Source organism: Luteibacter sp. 22Crub2.1, from assembly GCF_900167995.1.
GTDB lineage: Bacteria > Pseudomonadota > Gammaproteobacteria > Xanthomonadales > Rhodanobacteraceae > Luteibacter > Luteibacter mycovicinus.
Genome location: NZ_FUYT01000004.1, coordinates 103,919 through 128,712 on the forward strand (window position 1 = coordinate 103,919; position 24,794 = coordinate 128,712).

Annotated in this window: 20 protein-coding genes; 14 read left to right on the forward strand and 6 right to left on the reverse strand. The window is 62.6% G+C overall.

The window, feature by feature from the left end; all coding sequences use genetic code 11:
• Positions 1 to 72: 72 nt before the first annotated feature.
• The 3 genes from B5X73_RS04985 to B5X73_RS04995 all read right to left on the reverse strand — a co-directional run bounded on the left by B5X73_RS04985 (position 73) and on the right by B5X73_RS04995 (position 2,716).
• Positions 73 to 534 carry a pilin gene (locus tag B5X73_RS04985; RefSeq protein ID WP_079520810.1) on the reverse strand — a complete coding sequence of 154 codons (462 nt, stop codon included), beginning with the start codon at positions 532 to 534 and terminating at the stop codon, positions 73 to 75.
• 296 nt (positions 535 to 830) lie between these two features.
• Positions 831 to 1,277, reverse strand: coding sequence for a pilin (locus tag B5X73_RS04990; protein WP_079520811.1), 447 nt, complete (start codon positions 1,275 to 1,277; stop codon positions 831 to 833).
• A 95-nt stretch (positions 1,278 to 1,372) separates the two neighbouring features.
• The gene (locus tag B5X73_RS04995) at positions 1,373 to 2,716 is read right to left on the reverse strand and encodes a hypothetical protein (RefSeq protein ID WP_079520812.1); all 1,344 of its coding nucleotides are present in this window, start codon (positions 2,714 to 2,716) and stop codon (positions 1,373 to 1,375) included.
• Between the two features lie 137 nt (positions 2,717 to 2,853).
• On the opposite strand from B5X73_RS04995, the gene B5X73_RS05000 reads away from it, so the two are divergent.
• The 5 genes from B5X73_RS05000 (at position 2,854) to B5X73_RS05025 (ending at position 10,186) form a co-directional block, all read left to right on the forward strand.
• Positions 2,854 to 4,941, forward strand: a complete 2,088-nt coding sequence (locus B5X73_RS05000) for a S9 family peptidase (protein WP_079520813.1) — start codon at positions 2,854 to 2,856, stop codon at positions 4,939 to 4,941.
• Between the two features lie 871 nt (positions 4,942 to 5,812).
• Positions 5,813 to 6,289, forward strand: a complete 477-nt coding sequence (locus B5X73_RS05010) for a hypothetical protein (protein ID WP_079520815.1) — start codon at positions 5,813 to 5,815, stop codon at positions 6,287 to 6,289.
• A gap of 761 nt (positions 6,290 to 7,050) precedes the next feature.
• Positions 7,051 to 7,581 (forward strand): hypothetical protein, encoded by a 531-nt coding sequence (locus tag B5X73_RS05015; protein ID WP_079520816.1) that lies wholly within the window; start codon positions 7,051 to 7,053, stop codon positions 7,579 to 7,581.
• A 784-nt stretch (positions 7,582 to 8,365) separates the two neighbouring features.
• Positions 8,366 to 8,800: a lysozyme inhibitor LprI family protein gene (locus B5X73_RS05020; protein ID WP_079520817.1), complete on the forward strand. Its 435-nt coding sequence runs from the start codon at positions 8,366 to 8,368 to the stop codon at positions 8,798 to 8,800.
• Positions 8,801 to 8,827: 27 nt separating this feature from the next.
• A complete protein-coding gene (locus tag B5X73_RS05025) occupies positions 8,828 to 10,186 on the forward strand; it encodes a peptidoglycan-binding domain-containing protein (protein ID WP_079520818.1) in 1,359 nt (452 codons plus the stop codon).
• Positions 10,187 to 10,295: 109 nt separating this feature from the next.
• On the opposite strand, the gene B5X73_RS05030 is transcribed toward B5X73_RS05025, so the two are convergent.
• The 3 genes from B5X73_RS05030 to B5X73_RS05040 form a co-directional block, all read right to left on the reverse strand.
• Complete coding sequence (locus tag B5X73_RS05030) at positions 10,296 to 11,126, reverse strand: hypothetical protein (RefSeq protein WP_079520819.1); 831 nt, start codon at positions 11,124 to 11,126, stop codon at positions 10,296 to 10,298.
• Between the two features lie 25 nt (positions 11,127 to 11,151).
• Positions 11,152 to 12,273 (reverse strand): hypothetical protein, encoded by a 1,122-nt coding sequence (locus B5X73_RS05035; protein ID WP_079520820.1) that lies wholly within the window; start codon positions 12,271 to 12,273, stop codon positions 11,152 to 11,154.
• Between the two features lie 96 nt (positions 12,274 to 12,369).
• The gene (locus B5X73_RS05040) at positions 12,370 to 13,395 is read right to left on the reverse strand and encodes a magnesium and cobalt transport protein CorA (protein ID WP_254857231.1); all 1,026 of its coding nucleotides are present in this window, start codon (positions 13,393 to 13,395) and stop codon (positions 12,370 to 12,372) included.
• A gap of 261 nt (positions 13,396 to 13,656) precedes the next feature.
• Here B5X73_RS05040 and tssB point away from each other — a divergent pair, with 261 nt between their 5' ends.
• From tssB to B5X73_RS21260, 9 genes are all read left to right on the forward strand, one after another.
• Positions 13,657 to 14,172 (forward strand): type VI secretion system contractile sheath small subunit, encoded by a 516-nt coding sequence (gene tssB / locus B5X73_RS05045; protein WP_036115058.1) that lies wholly within the window; start codon positions 13,657 to 13,659, stop codon positions 14,170 to 14,172.
• 3 nt (positions 14,173 to 14,175) lie between these two features.
• A complete protein-coding gene (gene tssC / locus B5X73_RS05050) occupies positions 14,176 to 15,669 on the forward strand; it encodes a type VI secretion system contractile sheath large subunit (protein WP_036115055.1) in 1,494 nt (497 codons plus the stop codon).
• Positions 15,670 to 15,713: 44 nt separating this feature from the next.
• Positions 15,714 to 16,220 (forward strand): Hcp family type VI secretion system effector, encoded by a 507-nt coding sequence (locus B5X73_RS05055; protein ID WP_036115052.1) that lies wholly within the window; start codon positions 15,714 to 15,716, stop codon positions 16,218 to 16,220.
• 7 nt (positions 16,221 to 16,227) lie between these two features.
• Entirely contained in the window at positions 16,228 to 16,731 is a 504-nt protein-coding gene (tssE, locus tag B5X73_RS05060) for a type VI secretion system baseplate subunit TssE (protein ID WP_079520822.1), read from the forward strand.
• Between the two features lie 4 nt (positions 16,732 to 16,735).
• Positions 16,736 to 18,601: a type VI secretion system baseplate subunit TssF gene (gene tssF, locus B5X73_RS05065; protein ID WP_079520923.1), complete on the forward strand. Its 1,866-nt coding sequence runs from the start codon at positions 16,736 to 16,738 to the stop codon at positions 18,599 to 18,601.
• A complete protein-coding gene (gene tssG / locus B5X73_RS05070) occupies positions 18,565 to 19,605 on the forward strand; it encodes a type VI secretion system baseplate subunit TssG (RefSeq protein WP_079520823.1) in 1,041 nt (346 codons plus the stop codon). The genes tssF and tssG overlap by 37 nt, the downstream gene beginning before the upstream one ends.
• The gene (gene tssH, locus B5X73_RS05075) at positions 19,602 to 22,373 is read left to right on the forward strand and encodes a type VI secretion system ATPase TssH (protein WP_079520824.1); all 2,772 of its coding nucleotides are present in this window, start codon (positions 19,602 to 19,604) and stop codon (positions 22,371 to 22,373) included. The genes tssG and tssH overlap by 4 nt, the downstream gene beginning before the upstream one ends.
• A 251-nt stretch (positions 22,374 to 22,624) precedes the next feature.
• Positions 22,625 to 23,218 carry a hypothetical protein gene (locus B5X73_RS05080; RefSeq protein WP_139382655.1) on the forward strand — a complete coding sequence of 198 codons (594 nt, stop codon included), beginning with the start codon at positions 22,625 to 22,627 and terminating at the stop codon, positions 23,216 to 23,218.
• Between the two features lie 16 nt (positions 23,219 to 23,234).
• The gene (locus B5X73_RS21260; RefSeq protein ID WP_254857232.1) at positions 23,235 to 24,791 is read left to right on the forward strand and encodes a hypothetical protein; all 1,557 of its coding nucleotides are present in this window, start codon (positions 23,235 to 23,237) and stop codon (positions 24,789 to 24,791) included.
• Positions 24,792 to 24,794: the final 3 nt, after the last annotated feature.

Consider the following 24,794-nt stretch of genomic DNA (forward strand, 5'->3'; position numbering starts at 1 on the left):
CTATGGTGACACGCAACCCATAAAAAAGGAGCCGCTTGCGCGGCTCCTTCGTGTCCAGATTGCTGCTACCAATTAAGCGTTGGTGCGGCAGTTCTGCGGAAGGTAGTTAGCCTTGATCGTGGTGCCTTCCGGCTTGCAAACCCAGGAGATGCTGCCCTGATGCGTGACCGGCGAGAGGATCAGGTGCGCAGCGCTCGTGATTTTTGCGCTGGCTTTGGCGCCGCCGTAAGCTGCGGTGATGATCGAGCCCGCCGCATTGCCCGCAGCCACAGTGATGCTGCTCACGTACTGCCCCTTGATGCTGTCTGCCGGGGCGAGGCCAGCAGACTCGTTGTTGCCCGGGAAGCGGCCCGTGTTCTGATAGAACTCGGCCACGGCTGTCTTGGCGCCATCAGCAAGGACCGGACCTTCCGAGACCTGCGAGCGGATGGTGTAATCCTGGTAAGCGGGAATAGCGATAGCGGCCAGGATGGCGATGATCGCGACGACGATCATCAGTTCGATCAGGGTAAAGCCTTTCTGCACGTTCTTCATGGTGTGTCCTTCAAAGTGGTTAGCTAACCGATTGTGATGCCCCCTGAGCCCCGGTTCCGAATACCCCCTAGGAAGGGTTCGGCCCCCATTCGCACTCACGTGGTCAGGAACGACCAGGAAGCTCGCGTAGTCGACTGCATGTTGCGTGCCAGTGCCGACGGCGCGTATTCCCTCATATAACTGGCACCGGAATTGTGCAGCCTGTCACGCCTGGCAATCAACAGGAAAATTCCCCGATTTTTCAATGCGCTGCACTATGACCCTGCGCGTCATAATGTGACCATGTACGTCAGTTCTCAGGTCGACTGACGACATACGGTTGGCAAATATCGCGCGTCCATGGTGTCGCCACGGCACACCCACACGATGCTTCCCTTCGTCGTGATCGGAGACACGACTAGATTGCTCGTTCGCACATGACTATTGGCTTTGTCGGTCGCATAAGAGACGCGAATGGCGCCATCTGTGGTCACTTCAACTGCCGATACGAAATTACCCGCGATGGATTCGCTGCTGGCAAGGCCTGCAGATACGTTGCTCCTGGGAAGACGACCATTATCGGCAAAAAAATCCCAGATAGCTGTCTTCGCGCCCGTCGAAAGATTAATACCTTCGGAAACCTGAGCGCGGATCATATAGTCCTGATAGGCCGGTATGGCGATCGCCGCGAGGATCGCGATGATCGCGACAACGATCATCAATTCGATGAGGGTAAAACCTGTCGTGGAAGTCTTCGGCGGCATGGTAGTCGGCTGGTGACGGGATGTAACTCAGCCTCAGCACGTTCCGTACCAGAATCCGCCGCGGGCGCTTCGGACTCAGTCTAGCGTGATACTCGTCACGCCTGAGGCGCGTTCCCGTCCATCTTCAGGCATTCCGGGGGGACGGCAGCGCGAGCCCTCCTGAAAAGCCAGTTTACACTACCGATAGCCAGTAGGAACTCACTGCCCCTGAAGGGCACCGCGTACCTGGGCTCTGCTTGAAAGATGCTATACACCACAGTGACATACAGCAGAAGCAAAGCCGGGATGATCAGAGGGCGCAAAGCTCGGCCAGACACGGCAAGAAAGCTGCCTGAAAGGGCAGCTAATGCGATCCAAGGGTTAAGCGCTTGCGCGGCGAGAGTCGTCGCGCGAGCGAGAATATTTGCTTCGAGAGGAGAGTGGCGAGTTGGGAATACATAGAGCGGCGCGGCTGCGATCCGCATTGCCCAACTCCACAGATGCCAGGGCTTGGATGCATACCAGAGTGCATAACAAACGGGCTCGTTTCGCAGACGATCCGCGATCTTGGCTAGCCCAGCCTGCTTATCCCGCACGGCGAGTGTCACTGCCTTGTCGATACGTTTGCTGGTCGCGATGCCGACGGAGTCTCCTCGTAGGCCTGCCTGCCATGAATCATGGTACTCCGGCCATGAGCCCTGGACGAAGTTGATCATTGCCCTCGAACTTGAGCTCGTTGTGGCTGCCGTTACATGAACAGTCGCCAGATTCCTAATCATCCAGATACCCGGTAGCGTGAGCGAGACCAAGAGAAGGGTTGCGTACTGCCGCCTCATCGCCGGCCGTGCGAGACATCCCGCGGCGGCCAGTAGTGGGAGAAACGGTGCGACGACGGCGTTGGTCAAGCCGGCACAGCCAAACAGCAGCGCTCCTCCTTGTAGCCAGCTCATGCGTTGCCGTGCCAATCCCTCCGCGAGGCAGGCGAGGCCCGTGGCCAGAAGAAAACCAAGCAGTGTTTCACTAAGGAGGTAGGCGGGCATCGTGACGGAATGCGGCCAGCAAACGAGAAGGGCGGCCAGCACGAGTAGCCACCCGGCGTTAAGCCATCGTCGCGCTATCAGCAGATAGGCAGTCACGGTGACTGCACCAAGACCGGCCTGGACAAAGGCGACCACAGAGTATCGGAGGGAAGGTTCGCCAATCCACGCCACCCATGGGGTCAAAAAGGCCGGGTACCCAGGATCGCGGTAGCTGTCGGGCAAAACCGGCATGCCAGCCGTTTCCGCGGAGAAGACGTGAAACCGGACCAGATTACTCGCATAGGTTAGGTACTCGCGGGCATCGCCTCTGGCTGGTAGGTCGATTGTTGCTCCATGGATGAACCAGCAACGGAGCGCGAACGCTGCCAGTGTGGCGATCGCGATGATCCAGGCCCTGTAGCGGTGGCTGGCCTGGAACATGGAGCGTCTCGGCAGGGCGGCGGATTTCCGGGAAGTCGATGCTACAGGACGCTGCGTGGGGGACGCGACGATCCGTGGCTTGCGCCGCTCGACGTCACCACTTACCGTCGCCACCAGCTACCAAGGAGCTTCGATCCATGAAACACATCCTAGCCGCGCTGGCCCTCGCCCTCGCGTCCGGCCCCGCCATGGCCGCCGACGCCGACAGCGCCGCCACGCACCCGTTCTCCATCCGCGACCTCGTCATGATGGACCGGGTAGGTGATCCGCAGCTCTCGCCAGACGGCCGCTATGCGCTCTTCACCGTGCGGGCAACAGACTACGCAGCGAACAAGGGTGTGACCTCCATCTACCTGATGGACCTCAATAAGCCGCCGCAGCCGGTCAAGGTGGTGGATAAGGGCTCGTCGCCCCGCTGGGCGCCGGATAGCCAGTCCATTTATTACACGACGTCTAAAGACGGCGTGGCCCAGGTTTTCCATCGTACCTTCGAGGCGGACAAGACCAGGGGTCTGGCGCTGACCGTCCGCGCCGGTGACGCCGTGACCGACGGTCCGCTGGACGTCGGCTCGTTCAAGCTGTCGCCCGATGGCACGAAGCTGCTGCTGAGCTATGAGGTCTTCACCGACTGCGCCGACCTGGCCTGCACCAAAGAGCGTCTGGATGGCCGGGAAAAGAACAAGTCCACTGGCACGGTCTACGACAAGCTGTTCGTCCGTCACTGGGATACCTGGGCCGATGGTCGCCGCAACCAGCTTTATATCGCTGATGCGTCGGCCCCCTCGCCGCCCTTGTTGCTCAGCCGCAGAATCGACGGCGACGTGCCGAGCAAGCCGTTCGGTGGCGAAGACGAGTTCACCTTCTCGCCCGACGGCAAGACCGTCTACTTCGATGCCCGCATCGCCGGCACGACCGAGCCATGGTCGACCAACTTCGACGTCTACAGCGTTCCGGCTGATGGATCGGCCGCGCCGACCAACCTGACGGCGGACAACCTCGCGTGGGACGCTAACCCGCTGGTGTCGCCGGACGGAAAGACGCTGTTCTATACAGCCATGAAGGATCCGGGCTCGGAAGCGGACCGCTTCGGTATCTGGGCGCTGGATATCGCCACGGGCGCGAAGCGCGAGATCGATCCGTCGTGGGACGCTTCGGCAAGCAGCCTGCAGATTTCGGCGGACGGCAAGACGCTTTACACCACGACCGACGACAAAGGCCAGCATCCGCTGTTCGCTGTGGACGTCGCGACAGGCAAGGCGACCATCCTGGTGACCGACGGTGCGGTGGGTGGCTTCTCTGCAGGCGCCAAGAAGATTCTGCTGACGCGCGACGACCTCAAGCGTCCGGCGGATCTGTACACCGCCGACCTCAAGGGGAAGGGCCTGAAGCAGGTGTCGCATTTCAACGCCAAGCGCATCAAGGGTGCGCAGACCGGTGACTTCGAGTTCTTCACCTTCAAGGGTGCGAACAACGACAGCGTGCAGGGCTACGTGGTCAAGCCGGTCGGCTACAAGAAAGGTAAGACCTATCCGGTCGCCTTCATCATTCATGGCGGCCCGCAAGGCGCGATGACCAATAGCTGGAGCTATCGCTGGAACGCCCAGACTTATGCGGGGCAGGGCTTCGCGGTGGTGACGGTGAACTTCCACGGTTCAACCGGATACGGTCAGGCCTTTACCGATGCGATCTCGGGCGACTGGGGCGGCAAGCCGCTGGAAGACCTGAAGCTCGGCTGGAGTGCCGCGCTGTCGAAGTACAGCTTCCTCGATGGCGATCGTGCCTGCGCTCTGGGCGCCAGCTACGGCGGTTACATGGTGTATTGGATCGCCGGTGTTTGGAACCAGCCCTGGAAGTGCCTCGTCGATCACGACGGCGTCTTCGATGCGCGTGCCATGTACTACGACACCGAAGAACTCTGGTTCGAAGAGAAAGAGAACGGCGGTACGCAGTTCGACCATCCGGAGAACTACGAGCGTTTCAACCCGATCAATCACGTGAAGGACTGGCGCGTGCCGATGCTGGTGATCCACGGCGGTAAAGACTTCCGCATTCCGGAAACGCAGGGACTGGGTGCATTCACGGCACTGCAGCGTCGTGGCATTCCGAGCAAGCTGTTGCACTTCCCGGATGAGAACCATTGGGTGGTGAAGCCGCAGAACAGTGTTCAGTGGCATGAGACGGTGAATGCGTGGTTGAAGGAGTGGACGGCTCCCGGAGCTAAGTGACATTTGGGCAAAGCGGCACACTTTTGCGTGTCGCTTTGTCCGTCACGGCTTCTTCTGCTGGTATCTCGGCCCGGGCGGGCGCGTTCTCGCGTAACTGGCGCGGGCGGTGACGAGCGGTGGTCAGTGCCCTACGTTGGCCTATTATTTGAGATCGCCTGACCCTTACCTAATCTTGGCATGGCCTGTTCGACGTGTAATTACATATCGAGCGATCCAAGTCAGGATAACCAGTATGCTGGGGAGCACCCAACCAAGTACCAGACCGAAGGCAGATGCGGCACCGTTCACTTCCGAAGGGTCGCGTATTGTGATCGCCTGAGCAGCAACGACGTATGCGATGTTAAGAAGCCAGCCACTGACCACGCCGACCGCCGCCGCAATTACGTCTGTGGACCAGCGGTGGGACCTAAAGGCGAAAAACACGAGAGCAGGGAGCGTAAGGCTAGTTATCCAGAGGATTCGCAGCGCAAGGTCATCCATGGCGGGGTCGCTCGTGACATTTGATGCAATTATCGCAAGAGTGAAGCAATACGTCGGTATCACGAATTGTCCTTTAGGCGCATGAGCGATGCAGGTGCCGATTGATTTTGCAGGGAGTCGGCCATCGGATCCGCTGCACGGAATAGCGGCAGATGCCCTCGAATACTAACGCCTTAAGTGGTTGACTGGCTTTATGGAGTGGGAAGTAACATGTCGCTCGGTATTTTTTCTGTCCTTCAGGCGCTAAGTTCCGGGCCAGATGCGGGTTATTTTAAGGATGATTTTAAGCGGTGTCGGAACGGAATGGATAACGTGCAGGGCTAGCGTCCAGTTCATTCAGGCGTCTCAAGAAATGCCTTCAAATCCCGTTGGACAAAAACAGTAGGACTGCATGAAAAGGCTGCTTTTGTATCCGTTGATCTTTGTCCTTGGCGCATCGTTCGGCACGCTTCTCTGCTGGTACGCCAGTCCTGTATGGTCGTACAACGAAGCAATTCGCTCTCGCGAGGATCTTGTGGATGCTTCGGTGTTGCAGTTTCGTAGTGGGCGGGTCGCCGAAGCCGCTGTATTGATGCAGCAAGCCAACGAGGTCGCGTCGCGGGCGGATCAATCTTGGCCGGTGATGTTTCCCTGGCATGCGGCGGTTCTGCGTATAACGGGTGTCTTTTCCAGCATTCACGTTTCGAAGGAATATCGCGCGGCAGAGACCGCCTATCTCTTTCGCGCGTCTGGCCAGAATGATCGTGCTGGTCCGTATTACGAGCGCTTGCAGAAACAACGCGGCCGAACACCTGAGCAGTTAGATGCTTCGGCTTCCGCGTTCCTGCGTTCTGCATCGGCTTTCCAAGAGCGGCAGGTGAAAGAGTGAGCTGAGAGAGCTACGGGAAGTCAGGCTGCGTTCTCTAATCAAAAAAACTTGATTCGCCGTGCAGTGGAGCGATCGCCTATAGCGATCCATTTATTCGGCGCCGACGCTTTATCGATGCGTGCGCTCGGGGAGCGGAGTCAGCCATGCACGCATTAGGGGTTGTTCGCTTCATGAGCCTGTCCCGAACGGGAGCCTCCAAGCCTTTACGCTTGCCTTATGAAGAGGCTGGTGCGTGCACCGCGGAATGCTGCACTTACGGCCGATGGATCGTCCGAACCGACACCGCCTTGCGGAAACCCTCCTCTGCTGCATCCGTATCGTCGGGTGTCGCACGGTTGGGTTAAGTCGTTCAGGCTATAGAACGGTCATAACGACCGTGCCCGGCTTGACTCACGTCGTGGCTCCGGTAAAGCTTAACTACAAGAAAGGCGAAGGCACAGGGCTGCTCGACCTCGTGCTCGTCGGCAACTGGTGACGCAATACCCCATGGGCGAGACCTACGATCGCTTCTGGTATCGCGGTGAGGTCTATTCAGATCAGCTCGACCTGCCGGAGGACGCCTTCGGCGATCCACCTTTCAGCAAGTAGCTGAAGGTGATCTCGTGGTCCGTGTATGCCTGGTGGGCCGAGGTCCGGCTGACGTCGGGGCGGACGGGGTCGCCGTCGATGGCGCATCGTTCGATGGCATCGATGGGTGCGAGTGAGATTCAGAGAACGTGTGCATCACATGGAACGGCATTTGAGGTCAGATCTAAACGATCATGAAGAATGTCGAAGTGTTCAAGTTTGGGGTCATGCGTTGGCTACTCCCGATAGTCTCTCTGGGAGTGATCGTTTTTTTTGTCGCCGCGATCGTCGACTCGACCCCGAAAGACCGCTCGGAACACTGGTTTCTGGTGCAGGTGCTTTTCCCCTTCGCCGTCATTTTCCATGTGTGTCTGGCGATGATATGCCGCGATGTGGTGATCTCGACCGAAGGCATTGGACGGTCTTTTCTTGGATTGCGAGGGCGCTTTCTACCATGGGACGCCATCAGTTCCGTTGACTGCTCTCCGCTCCCTTCGTCAGATGGAAAGGTGAAGTACTACCACCTAAGGTGCGGGGGTCAGCGACGTCGCGGCGGCGTTACCCTGTGGAGCGCGATCGATGACGTCGAGCGGCTTGTCTCTCTGATCGAGCTCGAGATCAAGCAGCGGAAGATTCCCATTCTCAAGCGCAATGCGCTGGACACCGGGACGGTTGAGATGGAACGGATGCCGTCACCTGTCACGGATTACAGAACGTGGATCTAAGCGCGCAAGACCTACGGTGAGATCTACTCTGAGCCAGCAAGAGCATTCGTAGCAACCTGCGTGCTTCCGCAGTTTGGTCACCGCCACCCACGTCGGTCTATTATCTCGGGTTTCCCCGTTTGCCTAACGCATCCCATGGGCTGCATCGAGCGTACAGGGGTGGCTTGATTTATGCGACGGGCCAGCAGCAGGGCATAATCAATTACGCTTTGATTGCAGGTCTAGGCGCGGGTGGCACTTGTTAGCGTCCTCGTAACGCAGGAAGGCGCTTGATCGAACCTTGCGTTCGACGAGCTTCGCCCGTTCATCGATGTCGAACTGGAGCGGCATCGCCCCCTATCGGCAAAGCATCGGTCACCGCACGGTCTGTCGGTATCGCAAATACGGATGAATGACCCGCACACCTGCCGTTGGCTGAGTATTTTCTGTGTCGTCCTGCGCGGCGTGTAGCGATGCGGACGCTCCGAGCGCCCGAATATCAGCGCTGCATCGACGGCCTGCTGTCGTCTCGATTCGAGACAACGGGCGCCGTGGACTGCTAGCGTGTGTCACTCGGTCTGTAAGCCATTGGTGCGCTGATCCACGTGCGTATTCGTGTACTACGCAGGCACATGTCCGGGCGTGCGGTGAGCGAGGAGGGCAGTGGGCGGACATCTTCGGTCCATCTTACGGAGCTGTCGCTCCGCTTGAGATTGACGTGACCGTGCGACACACTTACAGAGCGGGCACGAACCCGCGGTGTGGGCGCTAGTCTACTTATCGCTATTCGCCAGGAAATCAGGATATGCACCAGGGCACCAGGGTTTGGACGTCTGTCGCGCTCGGTATGCTGTTTATGTCGGATAGCGCTCGTTCGCAGATGACCCTGCCTCCCGACCCCACTCTCGTTGCTCAGAATGCGGAGCTCCGGCTTCGCCCGTCGTATCAACAGTGTATCGACGCCAGCATGGCTGCCACTCCGTTACTTTTGGAATGCAGTTCGAACGAATTTGCCTTTCAGGATGGGCGGCTGAATGATGCGTACAAGAAGCTACGCGCGTCACTCAACGAGCAGCAGCGGCTGAAGCTCAGGGATGAAGAGCGAGAATGGCTTGCAGGGAAAAAGACTCAATGTTCCAGCGGCGAGGAGCCCGGGCAAGGTGACCTGATCGTCTCGGCGACATGTGAGGTCGTGGAGACGGCGAAACGGGCTAACGAGCTAATCAATCGTTTGAAGTAGCAGAGCCGATTCAACAAGGAGATAGCAATGACGGACCAAAAAGCATGGCAGCTTGGCCATACCTCCTCCATCTTCGAATCTGGAAGTGCCGGACCCGGTACCGTGTCAAGTGGCGCCGGCGATCACGGGGGAGTTTCATATGGAACATACCAATTATCCAGTAAGGCCGGTACGGCCGCAGAGTATGTGGCGCAATCGCGTTACGCAGATCGGTTCAAGGATTTGACGCCCGGAACACCCGAATTTGGCGTTGCATGGGGACGAGTGGCGGCAGACGAACCCGGTTTCGGCGGCGATCAGCACGATTTCATCAAGCGCACACACTATGACCCGCGAAAGGGAGATCTCCTTTCCATAGGTATTGATGTGAACGCCCGCGGGGCCGCCGTGCAAGACATGGTCTGGAGTACGGCGGTTCAGTACCGCGGCCTGACGGCGAGCAAAATTGACCGCGGACTGAAAGAGCGCTTTGGAGAAAGTTACGACGCGTCGAAGCTGTCCGATCAGGACATTGTGGATGCGGTACAAGAATCGAAGCTTCGACATGTCGCCACCGATTTTCGTGGTTCAGCGCAAAACCTTCCGGGTCTGGAAACGCGAATTGCTACGGAGCGCTTAGCCCTTGCGCACTTCGCCATAAGCGGGATGCCAGCGAGCTCTGCTGAAATGAACGCGTACTGGCATGCGTCCGCTCCGCTGGCACAGGGGGCATCCGGTCCAGGTGTTACAGAACTGCAGACCAGGCTGCGCGACCTTGGCTACCACCGAAACGATGGTGCGGCTGTCGTCGCCGATGGTAGCTATGGCCCATCGACGCGTGAGGCAGTGCAGAGCTTTCAACGGACGGTTGGTCTTCCTGCCAGCGGGAACGCTGGTGCGCTGACTCAGCTGCTTCTGAAGGATCAGGAGCAAGCTCGCAACAACGCGATCGAGGCCGTGTCGCAGGCCAATACCCGGAGTCCTGTGTGCCGCCTGGATGACTCTGCACACCCGGATAATGCGAGCTTCCTGCGCACCCGTGCATTGGTCCACGATCTGGATCGAGGTTACGGCCGTGAGCCGGATCAGCGAAGCGACAACCTGGCCGCGTCGCTGATTGTCCGTGCACGAGACGCTGGCCTGGCTCGCGTCGACAAGATAGCGCTGAGTGACGATTGCAGTCGGCTGTGGGGCGTCGAACGCATGCCTGGAGCGCGAGACGCGCTTTTCGATAAATGCACGAGCGTTCCTGTAATAGAGGCGATGAACACGACGATCCTGCAGGCATCACTTCAATGGCCTGAAGCCATGCGATCTTTCGAGCAACAGCAACAACCATCGCGGGCTCAAAGCCAGCAGCATGACATACAGCAAGCGCAGGTTCCGAATAGCGCTCCGACTCGCTGACGTCCCTGATATTCAAAGAGGACGGTTTCGGCGCGGAGGCGATCTAAATCCGGACTGAGATGCTTCAGGGCCGCCGCACCGGGGTGTGGCGGCCCGTTAGAACCGCAGGTCACATCCGCGGACAAAAATTATCCGCAATCTTCCCCGCCCGCTCGTTCTCCACCCGGAGATGAAAGTCCCGCAACATCCGATTCTTCGTCATCTGAAACAACCGCACATCCCCGGTCGCTCCCGGCTCATACGCCGGCAGATGAATCACATGGATATTCACGTGATAAGCATCCGAGAAAATCTGAAACGCCTTCCGGCAAGCCTGACAGGGTGGCTGTGATACCCACGCCGCGATGACCCCGCCCCGTGGGATGTTCCCCGCCAGAATATCGCGCTCGATCGTGCGCAACGCGCGCATCTCCGCGTCATACCCACGCCCGAGACGGGCGGTCGAGTCACCTGCCATCGACTCCTCGAGAATGGAGTGCTCGCCATCGGGAATCCGCGCATACACGTTCGGATTCACATCGGAGTAGTACTGGGCCCAGTCCGGCATATCGAAGCTCGGTACCGGTACGCCCGTCTCGCGCGGCAGGGCCGCCGCGGCCACGCGCCCGGACAGACCGTGATAAAGCGTCGTGCGTGGGCGCCCCGTGCTGTCGATCCACCTGTACTTCACCTGCGCCGCGGTGGCCTTGGCCCATTCCATGCGGAACCCGGTGTAGGCGCGCTCCGTGGTCGTCGCCGGTCCGTGTGCCGCCGCGTAGCGCTGCGCGCCGCGAAGGTGGTACTTGAACGTGCTGACCAGATTTTCCTTCGCGGCGAGCATCGCCTCGGGGGATGTCACTTCGATGTACTTCACCGTTCCCGCGACGGTGATGGACGAGGCGAGAAGCAAGGCGATGGCGGCAGCCGCGCGAAACGAGCGAAACGAACGAAACGATGTCATACGTAAGTCATCCATGATGGAAGGTTCAGAAGCGGCGGCAGAGAAGTCCGGACGAGCGCTCCTTGAGCGCGAGGGCTTCCTCCTCTTCGATCTCACCGGAAGCGGCTAGATCTTCCGCGGCCAGGGTCTCGACGAATTCCGCGGCGGCAAGGACGTCCAGCACGACACCGAACGGGACGAGGAGGGCGAGCACGTTCGCCAGCGGCGACTTCTCCGGCTGGCGTTCGCGGACCAGGCCGGCCTGGCGGCGGAATTCCTCGTTGTACCAGGCGTAGACCGCGCGGTCGCTCGCGTCGACGAAGCACACCGGGCCCTGCGTGGGGTCGAGGCTCGCGACGCCTTCGCGATAGCGGAAGGTCTCCGTGCAGGGCGGCGCGACATACGACTGATTGTCACGATACGCGGCGGCGACGCGCGCGATGCGGAACGGCGTACCGATCTCGCGCAGGCCGCGAAACGATGGCCGGGCGACGGTGTGTCGGTTCACTTCGCTCTCGAGGACGTCGCGTAGATACTGCGCGTCATAGGCATCGAGTGAGCCGCCAGCCGGGGTGGCCATGAAGCGTTCGAGCACGTCGGGCTCGACGTTGCGGACCTCCTGCTGGTCGACCGGTGTCGCGGCGACCCGTTCGCGCAGGATCTGCGCCGCCACGGCGTACTTGGCGGCAAAGGTGCTGTGTGCGCTGCCGAAGATCGTGAGCGACTGGTTAAAAATGTCCGACTCGACGCCCGCCTTGATCGCGCTCAGGGCCGAATGTTCGGACCCGTAGCCGGGGAAGGCGTGGGGCAGGCCCACGTGCTCGGGGTGCGCCTTCGTGAAGCCCAGGTCCCATTGCAGGATCTCCCACGCCTGCTGCCAGTACAGAGGTCGGCCCGGGCGATCGAGCCGTGCCGCGGCGGCGGCGAAGGCGGGATCGATATGGGCGGCGTCAAAAGCGGCCGGCTCGGTATAAGCGTGTGAGGGCAGGTGGCTCGGGCGGAGCAGGCGCTCTTTCCAGTAAGCGTCGTTGAAGCCGGCATCGTAGGCCTCAGCGGGCGTGTGGCGCTCGGCGAGATAGGCCTTGAGGAAATCGACCGGAGGAAGGTCGGCGGCCACGGCCGGCAAAGGGAGCAGGGCGAGGGCCAGGAGTTTGGGTTTGAGGTGCATGGCATCCGTGTCGTGGGCGTCCCTTCAGCGGGACGGGCGACATTGGATCGGATATGCCCTGGACGGTCTGTCGGTGAAAGGGGGTGATGCGTGTGGTTAGAACCACTTGTTCCGTTTCAGCGCGATGAAGATGCCGCCGACGATGCACGCGACCAGACAGGTGATGGCGGGGTACGCCCAGGGCTTATCGAGCTCCGGCATGTGCGTGAAGTTCATGCCGTACCAGCTAGTGATCAGCGTCGGCGCGGCGAGCATGGCCGCCCAGCCGGCGAGCTTTTTCATCACCTCGTTCTGACCGAAGGTCACCAGTGCCAGGTTGACGCTGATGGCGGCCCCGAGCATTTCCCGCATGGCCGAAATCGACTCGTTCACGCGGAACACGTGATCGTAGATGTCGCGGAAGTACGCCCGCAGGTCGTCGTGTATGAGGTGCGGATGCAGGCGTACCAGCTGCGCCACGATGTCCTGCAACGGTACGACCGCCAGCCTCAGCGTCATCAGTTCGCGCTGCATGTCGTACAGGCGCTTGATGGTCTGCCGGTTGTAGGTCTCGGCGAAGATGTCGTTTTCCAGCTCGTGCAGCTCTTCACGGAAGTCGCGCACGATCGGCAGGAAGTTGTCGACGATGAAGTCGAGCACCGAATACAGCGCGTAGCTCGGGCCCATGCGCAGCAGCTCGGGCGACTGCTCGCACGTGCGGCGTGCCGGTGCATACGACAGCGACGCCCCATGCCGCACCGTCACGAAGTACCTCTGCCCGACGAAGATCTGCGTTTCGCCGAAGGCGATGTTGCCGCCGACCAGCTGCGCGGTCTGCGCGACGATAAAGAGCGAGTCGCCGTACGTCTCGATCTTGGTGCGCTGGTGGGCCAGCTGCGCGTCCTCGATGGCGAGGTCGTGCAGGTTGAATTCCTCCTGCAACTTCAGCAGCAGGGTTTCATCGGGTTCGTGCAGTCCGACCCAGACGAAGGTGTCCGGTTCCTTGAGGACATCGCTGATGGCTTCGATGCTGATGTCGCCGATACGGCGGCCATCGGTGCGGTAAGCGACGCAGTTGACCACCATGCCGCCCGAGGGGAAGTAGGTGGGCGCGGATTCGGGAAGGATCGAGACGGAAGCCATGGCGGGCATGATGCCGGGCCGGATGTGACGCGGCAATCGCGACCCGGCGATCCACCGAAAAAGCGCAGGGACTTGCGGCTCAACGCCCCGTGAGGCGTGCAAAAAGTTCCGTCCGGCGCCATCACCTGTGCTTATGCCACCCATAACGAGCAACGATTTCAGCGAAATCCGGGGCTGGCCGACAATGACCCTTCGATTGATGGCATGAAATACAGCCGTCATGTTCATTCATTGCGTCTATTGAAGCCGTAGGAAACCACGATGGCCAAATCGAGCAGCCAGAAGTTCATCGCGCGCAATCGCGCCCCGCGCGTGCAGATCGAATACGACGTCGAGCTTTATGGCGCCCAGAAGAAGGTGAGCATTCCCTTCGTCATGGGGGTGATGACCGACCTGTCGGGTGCCAGCGCGGGCGACCTGCCTCCGGTGGAAGAGCGCAAGGCGCTGGAGATCGACGTCGACAACTTCAATGACCGTCTCGAGTCGACGCGTCCGACCGTTTCCTTCGATGTGCCCAACACGCTGACCGGCGAAGGCAACCTGGCCATCGAGATGCGCTTCAGCCATCTCGACGACTTCTCGCCGGCCGCCATCGCGCGCAACGTCGAACCGCTCGCGAAGCTGCTCGAGGCGCGGATGCAGCTGGCCAACCTGGGCACCTACCTCGACGGCAAGCTCGGTGCCGAGCGGCTGATCGCCCAGGCGATCCAGGATCCGGCGTTGCTCGCGGCCCTTGCCGCGAACCGTCCGGCCACTAACGACGCCAAGGAGGACTGACCGATGGCGACCACGCAGACCCAGGCCGCCGAGGCCCTCGTCGATACGACTGAAGGCAGCGACTTCTCCGCACTGCTTACCAAGGAATTCCGCCCGAAGAGCGAACGCGCTCGTACCGAGGTCGAATCCGCTGTGCGCACGCTGGCCGAGCAGGTGCTCGATCGCGCGGACATCGTGTCCGACGATGTCACGCAGACGATCAACGCGTACATCGCCGAGATCGACCGCAAGCTCAGCGAGCAGATCAACCATATTCTTCACCACCCGGACTTCCAGAAACTGGAAGGGGCCTGGCGCGGCCTGCATCACCTGGTGACCAACACCGAGACGGATCCGCAGCTGAAGATCCGTGTGATGAACCTCTCCAAGAACGACCTCGGTCGTACGCTCAAGCGGTACAAGGGCACGGCGTGGGACCAGAGCCCGATCTTCAAGAAGGTGTACGAAGAGGAATACGGCCAGCTGGGCGGTGAGCCGTATGGCTGCCTCATCGGCGATTACTATTTCGACCACGGTCCGCAGGACGTCGAATTGCTGCGCGGCATGGCCCAGGTGGCTGCCGCGTCGCATGCCCCGTTCATCGCCGCCGCCGCGCCGGGCCTGCTCGGTATGGACAGCTGGGGCGAACTCGCCAACCCGCGCGATCTGGCCAAGATCTACTCGACGCCCGACTACGCCGCCTGGCGCTCGCTGCGTGACGGTGAGGATGCGAAATACGTCGCGCTGACCATGCCGCGCACGCTGTCGCGTCTGCCTTACGGCGCCAAGACCGACCCGGTGGAAGAGTTCGATTTCGAAGAAGACACCAGCGGCGCCGACTCGTCGAAGTACACCTGGCAGAACGCCGCGTACGCGATGGGTGTGAACATCAACCGGTCGTTCAAGCAGTACGGCTGGTGCACGCGTATTCGTGGTGTGGAATCGGGCGGTACGGTGGACAACCTCCCGGCGCACGTCTTCCCGACCGACGACGGCGGCGTGGACATGAAGTGCCCGACCGAGATCGCGATCACCGATCGTCGCTCGGCGGAGCTGGACAAGATGGGCCTCATGCCCGTCGTGCACCGCAAGAACTCCGACATGGCCGCCTTCATCGGTGCGCAGTCGCTGGCCCGTCCGGAAGAGTACGACGATCCGGATGCCACGGCCAACGCGGCGCTCAGCGCACGCCTGCCGTACATGTTCGCCTGCTCGCGCTTCGCGCATTACCTGAAGTGCATCGTGCGGGACAAGATCGGTTCGTTCAGCACGCGTGAGCAGATGCAGGACTGGCTCACCCGCTGGGTCCTCAACTACGTCGACGGCGACCCGATCAACTCCAACGAAGAGACCAAGGCGCGCAAGCCGCTCGCCGCGGCGCAGGTGGTGGTCGAGGAAGTGGAAGGTAACCCCGGTTACTACACCTCCAAGTTCTACCTCAAGCCGCACTACCAGCTGGAAGGCCTCACCGTCTCCCTGCGTCTGGTGGCACGCCTGCCGTCCGGCAAGACCGGCTGACCCTGAGTCTCTCCTCTTCACGCGACACACAAGGAAAAGCGTTCATGGCATTCGACATGCACATCAAGTTCGGCCCCGGTCAGGTCAAGATCGAGGGCGCGTCCAACCACGCCAAGCATAAGGATCAGGTGCCGATCATCGCCTGGTCGTGGGGCGCCAGCAACGCCGGCAACCTGCACACCGGTGCGGGCTACGCGTCCGGCGGTAAGGCCAACGTGCAGGACATCGTGATCACCAAGTACGTCGACTCGTGCTCCAACGCGCTGCTCAACGCGGTGTGCACCGGTGCGCGCGTCGACAGTGCCACGCTGTACGTCACCAACGCCACGGGTGAGCAGACCGACTTCGTCACCATCGAACTCACCGAAGGCGTGATGATCACCTCGGTATCCACCGGTGGCAGCGGCGGCGACGAGCGTCTGACCGAGAACGTCACGCTGCACTTCGGCAAGTTCAAGTACTCGTTCCAGCCGCAGGACGACAAGGGCAAGGCGACGGGCGGCACCAAGGACTTCACGTACGACATGCAGCAGGTGAAGGGTCAGGCCTGATCGCCGCATGGCCGAGCTGACCAACCAGGAGCGTCTCCAGCCGTCGTTGCTGGATCGCCTGCGCGACGACGAGCCACACGTCGCGCAGGAGAGCCGGGAGAAGCGTGTCATGACCGCGGCGCGCCTGCGCGAGTACGTGGTGCGCGACCTGGCCTGGTTGTTCAACTGCACGCGGCACTGGTCGTCCGGGGAACTGGCGGGACTGCCGTACGTCGAGGCTTCCGTTCTCGACTACGGCATCCCGGATCTCACCGGGGCGGCCATCGCGGGCATGGATATCGAGGTACTTCGCCAGCGCATCCGCGCCGCGATCGCCACGTTCGAGCCACGGCTCGATCCGGCCACGCTGCATGTGGATGTGCATGCCGACACCGCGCGGATGGACCGCCTGACGCTGTCCTTCAGCATCGAGTCGACGATGTGGGCGCAACCGTTGCCCCTCAACCTTTACCTGAAGACCGAGGTCGATCTGGAAACCGCGCGTTTCAGTGTTTTCGACGGCCTCGGCTGAGATCATGGACCCCCGACTTCTCCGCTACTACAGCCAGGAACTCCAGCACGTCCGCGAGACGGGTGCGGAGTTTGCCAGCGCCTACCCCAAGATCGCCGGCCGCCTTGGCATGGAGGGGATGGAGTGTGCGGATCCTTATGTGGAACGTCTGCTCGAAGGCTTCGCGTTTCTCTCCGCGCGCGTGCAGATGAAACTCGACGCGCAGCACCCGGTGTTTACCCAGCACTTGCTGCGCATGCTGTACCCGCAATACCTGGCACCGGTGCCCTCGATGGCGGTGGTCGAGATGACGCCGGACCATACCGAGAGCGTGCCGGGCGAAGGGCATCGGGTGCCACGTGGCACCGCGCTGCGCAGCCAGATCGGCTTTGGCGAGCGCACCGCCTGCGAATACCGCACGGCTCATCCGGTCACGCTGCTGCCGCTTTCGCTGAGTGACGCCCGTTACTTCTCGACGCCCGCGGCGATCGCCGCGGCGGGCCTCGCCGTTCCGGCGGGCAAACAGCCCCGCGCGGCCCTGCGCCTGCGCTTCTCATTGAGCCCGGGGGTGACTCTGGATGCCTTGTCATGCGACGAACTGCCCGTGTTCTTCGCGGGGTCCGGCGATCTGGCGAGCCTGCTTCACGAGCAGGTCCTGGGTAACGGCATCGGTTTTTCCGTCGTGGCCGGCGAGCACATCCGGCATCTCGAGCCGTCGCAGATCGAAGCGCGCGGCTTCAGCGACGGCGAAGCCCTGCTGCCGCTGAGCGACCGTTCGTTCAGCGGTTACCGCTTGCTGCAGGAATACTTCGCCTGTCCGCAGCGCTTTCAGTTTGCGGCGTTCACGGGGCTGCGCCGGGCACTGCCTCGCTCCACGGGCCATACCTTCGACATCGTCGTCTGGCTGGATCGCGCGGTCGCAAGGCTGGACAACGCGGTGGACGCCTCCTATGTGCGCCTGCACTGCACACCGGCCATCAACCTCTTCCCGCGCCGCTCGGATCGCATCCATCTGCGTGAGGGGGCGGCGGAGTACCACGTGCTGGCCGACCGAACGCGCCCCATGGATTTCGAGGTGGTGGATGTCGAGGATGTACAGGGCTTCGGTGACAGCCAGGACCCCGAGCAGACGTTTTTCCCGTTTTACGGCGGCAACGCGCGCACGTGGCATCAGCCGGCGTCCGCGTTCTACACGCTGAGGCGCGAACCACGCGTTTCCTCGCAGCGGCAACGCCGCGACGGACCGCGTTCGAGCTACGTCGGTGGCGAAGTGTTCCTTTCGCTGGTGGATGGGCGCGAGGCGCCGTACGCGAGCAGCCTGCGTCAGCTGGGCATGCAGCTGCTGTGCAGTAACCGCGACCTGCCGCTGCACATGCCGGTGGGGAAGGGCGCGACCGATTTTCTGCTCGATACGGATGCGCCGGTCCGGTCGATCCGTTGTGTCGCGGGCCCGACGCGTCCGCGTGCGGCGATGGCCGAAGGGCAGGCGGCCTGGAAGGTCATCAGTCATCTGCAGCTCAATTATCTGTCGTTGCTGGAGCACAGTGACGGCGCCGCCGCCCTTCGCGAGATGCTGTTGCTCTACAGCGACGAGTACGACGCCGCCTCACGACGTTTGATCGAAGGCGTGCGCGACGTACGCTCGGCACCGATCGTGCGTCGCCTGCCGATTCCAGGTCCGGTGACGTATGGCCGCGGACTCCAGATCACGCTCACCTGCGAGGACCGCGCCTTCGAGGGAACGGGTACCTACCTGTTCGGGTCGGTCATGCAGCACTTCTTCGCCCGGTACGTCTCGCTGAACTCGTTCACCGAGACCGTGCTGCACACCCACGAACGCAACGAGGTGGCCCGGTGGACGGCTCGCTCCGGCACGCGCCCGATCCTCTGACGCTCTTCGAAGCGTTGCGCGGGGACCCGTCGTCGTTCGACTGGTTCGAAGCGCTGCGCCGCGTGGAGTGTGTGCACGCCGACCGCCCGCGGCTGGGTCGCTCCGTGCGACCGGCGGACGATCCGGTGCGTCTGGCGCATACCCCGTCGCTCGACTTCGCACCCCGTTCGATCGACCGCGTGGAAATCGCGGCCGGACGCTCGCCGCGTATTCACAGCCTGATGCTGGGGCTGTGGGGCCCCAACGGCGCGCTGCCATTGCATCTGACTGAATACACGCTGGAACGCGAGCGTGTGGCACGCGACGGTACGTTTACCGCCTTCGCGGACGTCTTCCATCACCGCATGCTCAGCCTGTTCTACCGGGCCTGGGCGGACGCGCAACCGACCGTGCAGATGGATCGTCCCGATGAGGATGCCTTTGCGCATTTCCTCGGCGCGCTGGTGGGCATCGACAGCCCGGCGCTGGCCGGACGCGATGCTCTGCCGGATCGCTTCAAGCGCTATATGGCCGGCCGCGTGCTCAGCCAGGCCCGCAATGCCGAAGGGCTTACGGCCTTTCTCGGCGCGTTCTTCGAGGTGCCGGTCCACGTGGAGGAGTTCGCCGTGGCGTGGCTCACGCTGCCGGACGAGGGTCGCCTGCGCATGGGCGTCGCGATGGCCGGGATGGGCACCACCGCCGTGTTGGGCGAGCGGGTGCGTGACGCACAGCACCGTGTTCGCCTGCGCCTGGGGCCGATGCGTTTCGCCGACTACCGCCGTTTCCTCCCGGGCGGCGACGCGCTGGACGAGCTGATCGCCGCGCTGCGTTTCTACGCGGGCGACGCCGTCGACTGGGACGCGCAACTGGTCCTGCGCCGTGAAGAAGTACCGCTCACTCACATGGGGCGGGCGGGTCGCCTCGGCATGTCGTCGTGGATGGGTCGCTTCGCCGGCCCCGGCGATGCCGGGGACCTCGTCGTGCAACCCATGACTCTGCCGAATCGATCGAGGAAACCATCGTGACCGACATTCGTCGTACCGCCCTGTTCGGAAAGCTCAACAGCGTGGCCTACAAGACCATCGAAAGCGCGACCGTGGCCTGCCGGTTGCGCGGCCATCGCGACGTCGAGCTGGTCCACTGGCTGCAGCAGATCCTGGGACTGGGGGATTCGGATCTTCATCGTCTCATTCGTCATGCCGGCATCGATCCGTCGCGTCTCGCGCGCGATGTCACCGAAGCGCTGGACCGGCTGCCGGGTGGCGCGTCGTCTGTCAGCGACCTGTCGGCGGACATCGAGGAAGCCGTGGAACGCGGCTGGGTCTACGCGACGCTCAGCTTCGGCGAATCACAGGTGCGCACCGGCTACCTCATGGCGGGCATCGTGCGTACGCGGCGCCTGCGGCACGTGCTGATGGATATCTCCAAAGAGTTCGCCAAGATCCGCGTGGAGGGACTGGTCGAGGACCTTCCCGCGATGATCGCCGGCTCGCCGGAAGAGCGTCTCGGCGCGACCGATGGGTTTCGCATGGGCGACGGTGCCGCCGATTCGGGCGACACACCCGCGCCGGCGGCGATGGGGAAGCGCGACGCGCTGAAGCGCTATACCGTCGATCTCACGGCACAGGCCCGCGAAGGCAGGATCGATCCGGTCGTCGGTCGTGACGACGAGATTCGCCAGGTCGTCGATATCCTCATGCGCCGCCGGCAGAACAATCCGATGCTGGTGGGCGAGGCTGGCGTCGGCAAGACGGCCGTCGTCGAAGGCTTCGCACAGCGCATCGTCGCGGGCGACGTGCCACCGTCATTGCGCGAGGTGGAACTGCGCGTGCTCGACGTCGGCCTGCTGCAGGCCGGTGCAAGCATGAAAGGCGAGTTCGAAAGCCGACTGCGTCAGGTCATCGACGAGGTGCAGGCTTCCGCGACCCCGGTGATCCTGTTCATCGACGAAGCGCATACGCTGGTCGGTGCCGGTGGCGCCGCGGGTACCGGCGATGCCGCCAACCTGCTCAAGCCAGCGCTCGCGCGTGGCAGCCTGCGCACGATCGGTGCCACGACCTGGGCGGAATACAAGAAACACATCGAGAAGGATCCCGCACTGACCCGGCGCTTCCAGACGGTGCAGGTCGGTGAGCCGGATGAAGCGAAAGCGGTGCTGATGCTGCGCACGGTGGCGGGCGTGATGGAGACGCACCACGGTGTGCAGGTGCTGGACGAGGCGATCGAGGCGGCGGTCCGGTTGTCCCACCGTTACATTCCCGCACGCCAGCTGCCCGACAAGGCGGTGAGTCTGCTCGATACGGCCTGCGCCCGCGTCGCCGTGAGTCACCATGCGGTTCCTGCGCGGGTGGCCGATAGCCGCCGTCGTATCGAGGCGCTGGAAGTGGAGCGCGAGATCGTCCGACGTGAGCGAGCGGTGGGCATCGATGTGACGGAGCGGCAGGCGGCCGTCGATGCCGCGCTGTCGACCGAGACGTCCCGGCAGACGGGACTCGAGGCGGCGTGGCACGAGGAACGCCGGCTGGTCGAGGAAATCCTGGCACTGCGCGCCCGGCTGCGTGGGACGGGCGAACCCGTGGAAGGCACCGGTACGCCGCTGGAACGGGCGGCGCGGGAAGAAGCCGCGGCGATCGTTGTCGATGACGACGGACGTGACGCGGTCCTCGCCGAGTTGCGCGCCCTGCAGGCGACGCTGGCGGAACGGCAAGGCGAGAACCCCATGATCCTGCCGGCGGTCGATCAGCAGGCCGTCGCGGCGGTCGTCGCCGACTGGACCGGCATCCCCGTGGGTCGCATGGTCCGCAGCGAACTCGAGACGGTGATGAACCTCGCGTCGCTGATGGGACAGCGCGTCATCGGTCAGGACCATGCCATGGAGATGATCGCCCGGCGCGTGCAGACCTCGCGTGCGGGCCTGGACAATCCCGGTAAACCGATCGGCGTGTTTCTCCTGGCGGGAACCTCCGGTGTCGGCAAGACCGAAACCGCGCTGGCGCTGGCCGAGACCCTTTACGGCGGCGAGCACAACCTGATCACCATCAACATGAGCGAGTTTCAGGAGGCACACACGGTCTCCACGCTCAAGGGCGCGCCTCCCGGCTACGTCGGTTTTGGCGAAGGCGGCGTGCTCACGGAAGCGGTAAGGCGTCGGCCCTATTCGGTGGTGTTGCTCGACGAAGTCGAGAAGGCGCATCCGGATGTGCACGAACTGTTCTTCCAGGTGTTCGATAAAGGCGTGATGGAAGACGGCGAAGGCCGCCGCATCGACTTCCGCAACACGCTGATTCTTCTTACGACCAATGCCGGTACGGAGACGATCGAGCGCCTTTGCGCGGACGCCTCGCGCGTGCCGGAGGTCGAGGCGATGGCCACGGCCCTGCGCGCGCCGTTGCTCGACGTGTTCCCGCCCGCGTTACTGGGGCGCCTCGTCGCCGTGCCGTACTACCCGCTGAGTCGGCGCATGCTTGGGGAAATCGTGCGGTTGCAGGTCGCGCGGATCAAACGCCGCGTCGAGGAGCGTTATCGCGTGCCTTTCGAGTGCACGGAAGCGGCGACCGCGCTGGTCGTCGGTCGCTGCACGGAAAGCGAGAGCGGTGGGCGCATGATCGATGCCATCCTGACCAACACGATGCTGCCTGAAATCAGCCGCGAGCTGCTGATGCGCACGATCGGTGGCGAACCTGTGGGCCGTGTCGTCGTGGACGCCGGGCACGACGGTTTTGTCTATAGATTCGACGCAGCCACGGCCGACGCAGCCGCCGACGCATCGTTGGCATCGACGGTGGCCGCATGACAGCCTGTCTTTCGGGTCGCGGGTTCTGTCAGGGTCCAGCGAGCACCGGGCACCGGTGCCTCGACTGCCAGAAGGCGGCGCTTGCGCCGCGGCCCGTCGGTGGTCCGGCGTCCGTAACGAACGCGACCATCCGCCCCGCGATCACCCCGGCCGCTGTGCCTGCGGCCGGCACACCCGCCGCGCCGCCCGCGCGCGCAGGCACCCCCGCACCGGTCGGTGGCCCTGGTGCGACCGGTAGGCCCGCGCCCGTCATGCCGCCAGCCAGTGTGGCTCCGGCAGGGGGGAGCGACGCGCCACGGGTGGTCTATCGCGGCGACTCGCGTCTGTTGACGGACCTGCCGCGTGGCTTCGAGGCACGGGTGCCGCTGGAACTGGAAGCGGCGCGAGATTTCATACGCCTCTATACGGGTGTGAAGCAGCTGGAAGACTGCGCATTCGCCGAGGACGTCAGGAAGCGGCGGATCACTCTCGAGAGTGACAGTCCCACCGCCGTGCATACGCCGGTCGATCTGGTCAGGCTGATCATTGCGAGCCGGATTCCGGGGCCCGCCGTTTCGACCGACCCCGACGTCGCCTGTGGCGGTTACGCCAGCGGGCGGCAGATCTATCGCATCGACACGAGCCATCTGCGCGTGGTGCCGTGGAACGAAGCGGTGCCTGGCATGACGCAGCGGCAGACGTCGTTCTGGCCACGGCTCCTGCTCGACAGGGACGCCCGTTCGCTCGACGACGCGACGACGATCGCCGTGTGGAACGTTAAGACAGGTGGCACCCGCGAGGTCATGTTCCTCACACCCATCCCGCGCGACACGATTGCGACGCACACCTCCGCCACGGACGCTTGACTCCAAGGAACCCGACATGCCGGATCTCTACACCAGTCTTCCCAAGCTGCCCTTCACGTATCAGCAATGGTTGCAGCAGACCTCGAAGACGCTGCGTCCCCGCAGTCCCCGACAGGTCGCGCTGGATATTCTGGTCGACGCCTATATCCGCACGCCCAGCGGGAACAACCTGCGTTACCTGAAAAACGGTTTCAGGAACTGGTGTGAAGCGCAGGGCGCCGGCGACGCGTGGATGAAGGCGAAGCGCAACGACCCCGCCAGCCTGCCGTACGTTTCACTCAACGCGGCGCTCAACAAGGACGGCGATACCGATGCCGCGCTCAACGTGCCGTCCTTCATGCAGGCGGACCTGGTGAGTACGCGTCTGGGCCTGCTGTACATGTTCGGTCGGCTCGAATGCGACAGGGACTATTTCAAGATCGTCACCACCGGCGTACTGGACATGGCCGGCGCAGGCCTGGACTACGGTAACGACGTCGGTAGCGACGGTGCCAAGGAAGTCATCGGCAACGTGAAGACCGGCATGGGTGTGGTCCGTCCCGGATTCGACAGCGCCGCCGAACGCCTCGACGACGCCCGGAAAGGAAGCGCGACGCGCAGGACGTTGCCAAGCGGCAGTCGCGATGTGGGCATCATGGATATGGAGCAGATGCGCACGGTCGATGCGCGCCGCCTGCTGGGCGCGCCCAAGCCGTCGCTCAATCCCAACGACAAGCGGACCAGCGACGCCTTGTACGATCAGTTCCGTCGTGCGTGGGAGTTCACGGTTGGCGTGTGGGATGAGCACGCGGGATCCGCCCTGCGGCAGCTTTGCGACTTTCTCACCGGGCGCTATCTGTCGGAGGCGATCGCCGGCACCATCGGCGGGTCGTTCGGAGTGGCGTCCAATCTGATCAAGCTCATCGAATCGAGCTTCGAGCGTTATCGCGTCTGGGCAACGGGTAAGAAGACGCAGGTATTGCTGGGCACGCCTACCGCGATCGTGGATGGCATCAAGCGTGCGATCGACCTGGCCGTGGCCAGCGACCTCTACGCGACCCTCAAGAGCGGCGCGCAGCTGGGCATGCAGATTGCCTCGGTCGGCGCGTCCACCCTGGTCAACCTGGTCAGCTCCATCATCGAGATCCTGATCAAGACCGCATGGCGCTTGTTCGAGATCCACCGCCTGCGCAAGTTCTTCGCCGAAGCGCAGCAGAAGTGGGAAAGCCGCGATACCGAGCAGCTGCATACGCATCCCATCGCCTTCAATCGCTGGTTCCGCGGGTACGCACTCGGTACGCCGATGATCGCCGCCCTCGCGCTGAACAGCGGCATCTGCAACAAGATGCACTTTCTGCAAATGTTCCCCGACGGCAAGGCACCGATCAACCAGGCACAGTACGACGCGGGTGCCGTGCACATCGCCGGCCTGAAGAACTGGAGCTCGAGTTACATCGAGGAATCCGGCTATCACCTGCACAGCACCGACGGCCTGATCATGGAATGGATCAAGCCGAGCCAGCGCGAGGCCGAAACCTCGGTGCGTCGCCACTTGCTGAATCCGATCCTCGGCTTCTTCGAGGGAGGCGGCTGAATT

What these genes read in the sequence shown, in the direction of transcription:
- B5X73_RS04985 (WP_079520810.1), bottom strand. Translation starts at nt 534, where the DNA reads ATGAAGAACGTGCAGAAAGGCTTTACCCTGATCGAACTGATGATCGTC.
- B5X73_RS04990 (WP_079520811.1), bottom strand. Translation starts at nt 1,277, where the DNA reads ATGCCGCCGAAGACTTCCACGACAGGTTTTACCCTCATCGAATTGATG.
- B5X73_RS04995 (WP_079520812.1), bottom strand. Translation starts at nt 2,716, where the DNA reads ATGTTCCAGGCCAGCCACCGCTACAGGGCCTGGATCATCGCGATCGCC.
- B5X73_RS05000 (WP_079520813.1), top strand. Translation starts at nt 2,854, where the DNA reads ATGAAACACATCCTAGCCGCGCTGGCCCTCGCCCTCGCGTCCGGCCCC.
- B5X73_RS05010 (WP_079520815.1), top strand. Translation starts at nt 5,813, where the DNA reads ATGAAAAGGCTGCTTTTGTATCCGTTGATCTTTGTCCTTGGCGCATCG.
- B5X73_RS05015 (WP_079520816.1), top strand. Translation starts at nt 7,051, where the DNA reads ATGAAGAATGTCGAAGTGTTCAAGTTTGGGGTCATGCGTTGGCTACTC.
- B5X73_RS05020 (WP_079520817.1), top strand. Translation starts at nt 8,366, where the DNA reads ATGCACCAGGGCACCAGGGTTTGGACGTCTGTCGCGCTCGGTATGCTG.
- B5X73_RS05025 (WP_079520818.1), top strand. Translation starts at nt 8,828, where the DNA reads ATGACGGACCAAAAAGCATGGCAGCTTGGCCATACCTCCTCCATCTTC.
- B5X73_RS05030 (WP_079520819.1), bottom strand. Translation starts at nt 11,126, where the DNA reads ATGACATCGTTTCGTTCGTTTCGCTCGTTTCGCGCGGCTGCCGCCATC.
- B5X73_RS05035 (WP_079520820.1), bottom strand. Translation starts at nt 12,273, where the DNA reads ATGCACCTCAAACCCAAACTCCTGGCCCTCGCCCTGCTCCCTTTGCCG.
- B5X73_RS05040 (WP_254857231.1), bottom strand. Translation starts at nt 13,395, where the DNA reads ATGGCTTCCGTCTCGATCCTTCCCGAATCCGCGCCCACCTACTTCCCC.
- tssB (WP_036115058.1), top strand. Translation starts at nt 13,657, where the DNA reads ATGGCCAAATCGAGCAGCCAGAAGTTCATCGCGCGCAATCGCGCCCCG.
- tssC (WP_036115055.1), top strand. Translation starts at nt 14,176, where the DNA reads ATGGCGACCACGCAGACCCAGGCCGCCGAGGCCCTCGTCGATACGACT.
- B5X73_RS05055 (WP_036115052.1), top strand. Translation starts at nt 15,714, where the DNA reads ATGGCATTCGACATGCACATCAAGTTCGGCCCCGGTCAGGTCAAGATC.
- tssE (WP_079520822.1), top strand. Translation starts at nt 16,228, where the DNA reads ATGGCCGAGCTGACCAACCAGGAGCGTCTCCAGCCGTCGTTGCTGGAT.
- tssF (WP_079520923.1), top strand. Translation starts at nt 16,736, where the DNA reads ATGGACCCCCGACTTCTCCGCTACTACAGCCAGGAACTCCAGCACGTC.
- B5X73_RS05080 (WP_139382655.1), top strand. Translation starts at nt 22,625, where the DNA reads ATGCCGCCAGCCAGTGTGGCTCCGGCAGGGGGGAGCGACGCGCCACGG.
- B5X73_RS21260 (WP_254857232.1), top strand. Translation starts at nt 23,235, where the DNA reads ATGCCGGATCTCTACACCAGTCTTCCCAAGCTGCCCTTCACGTATCAG.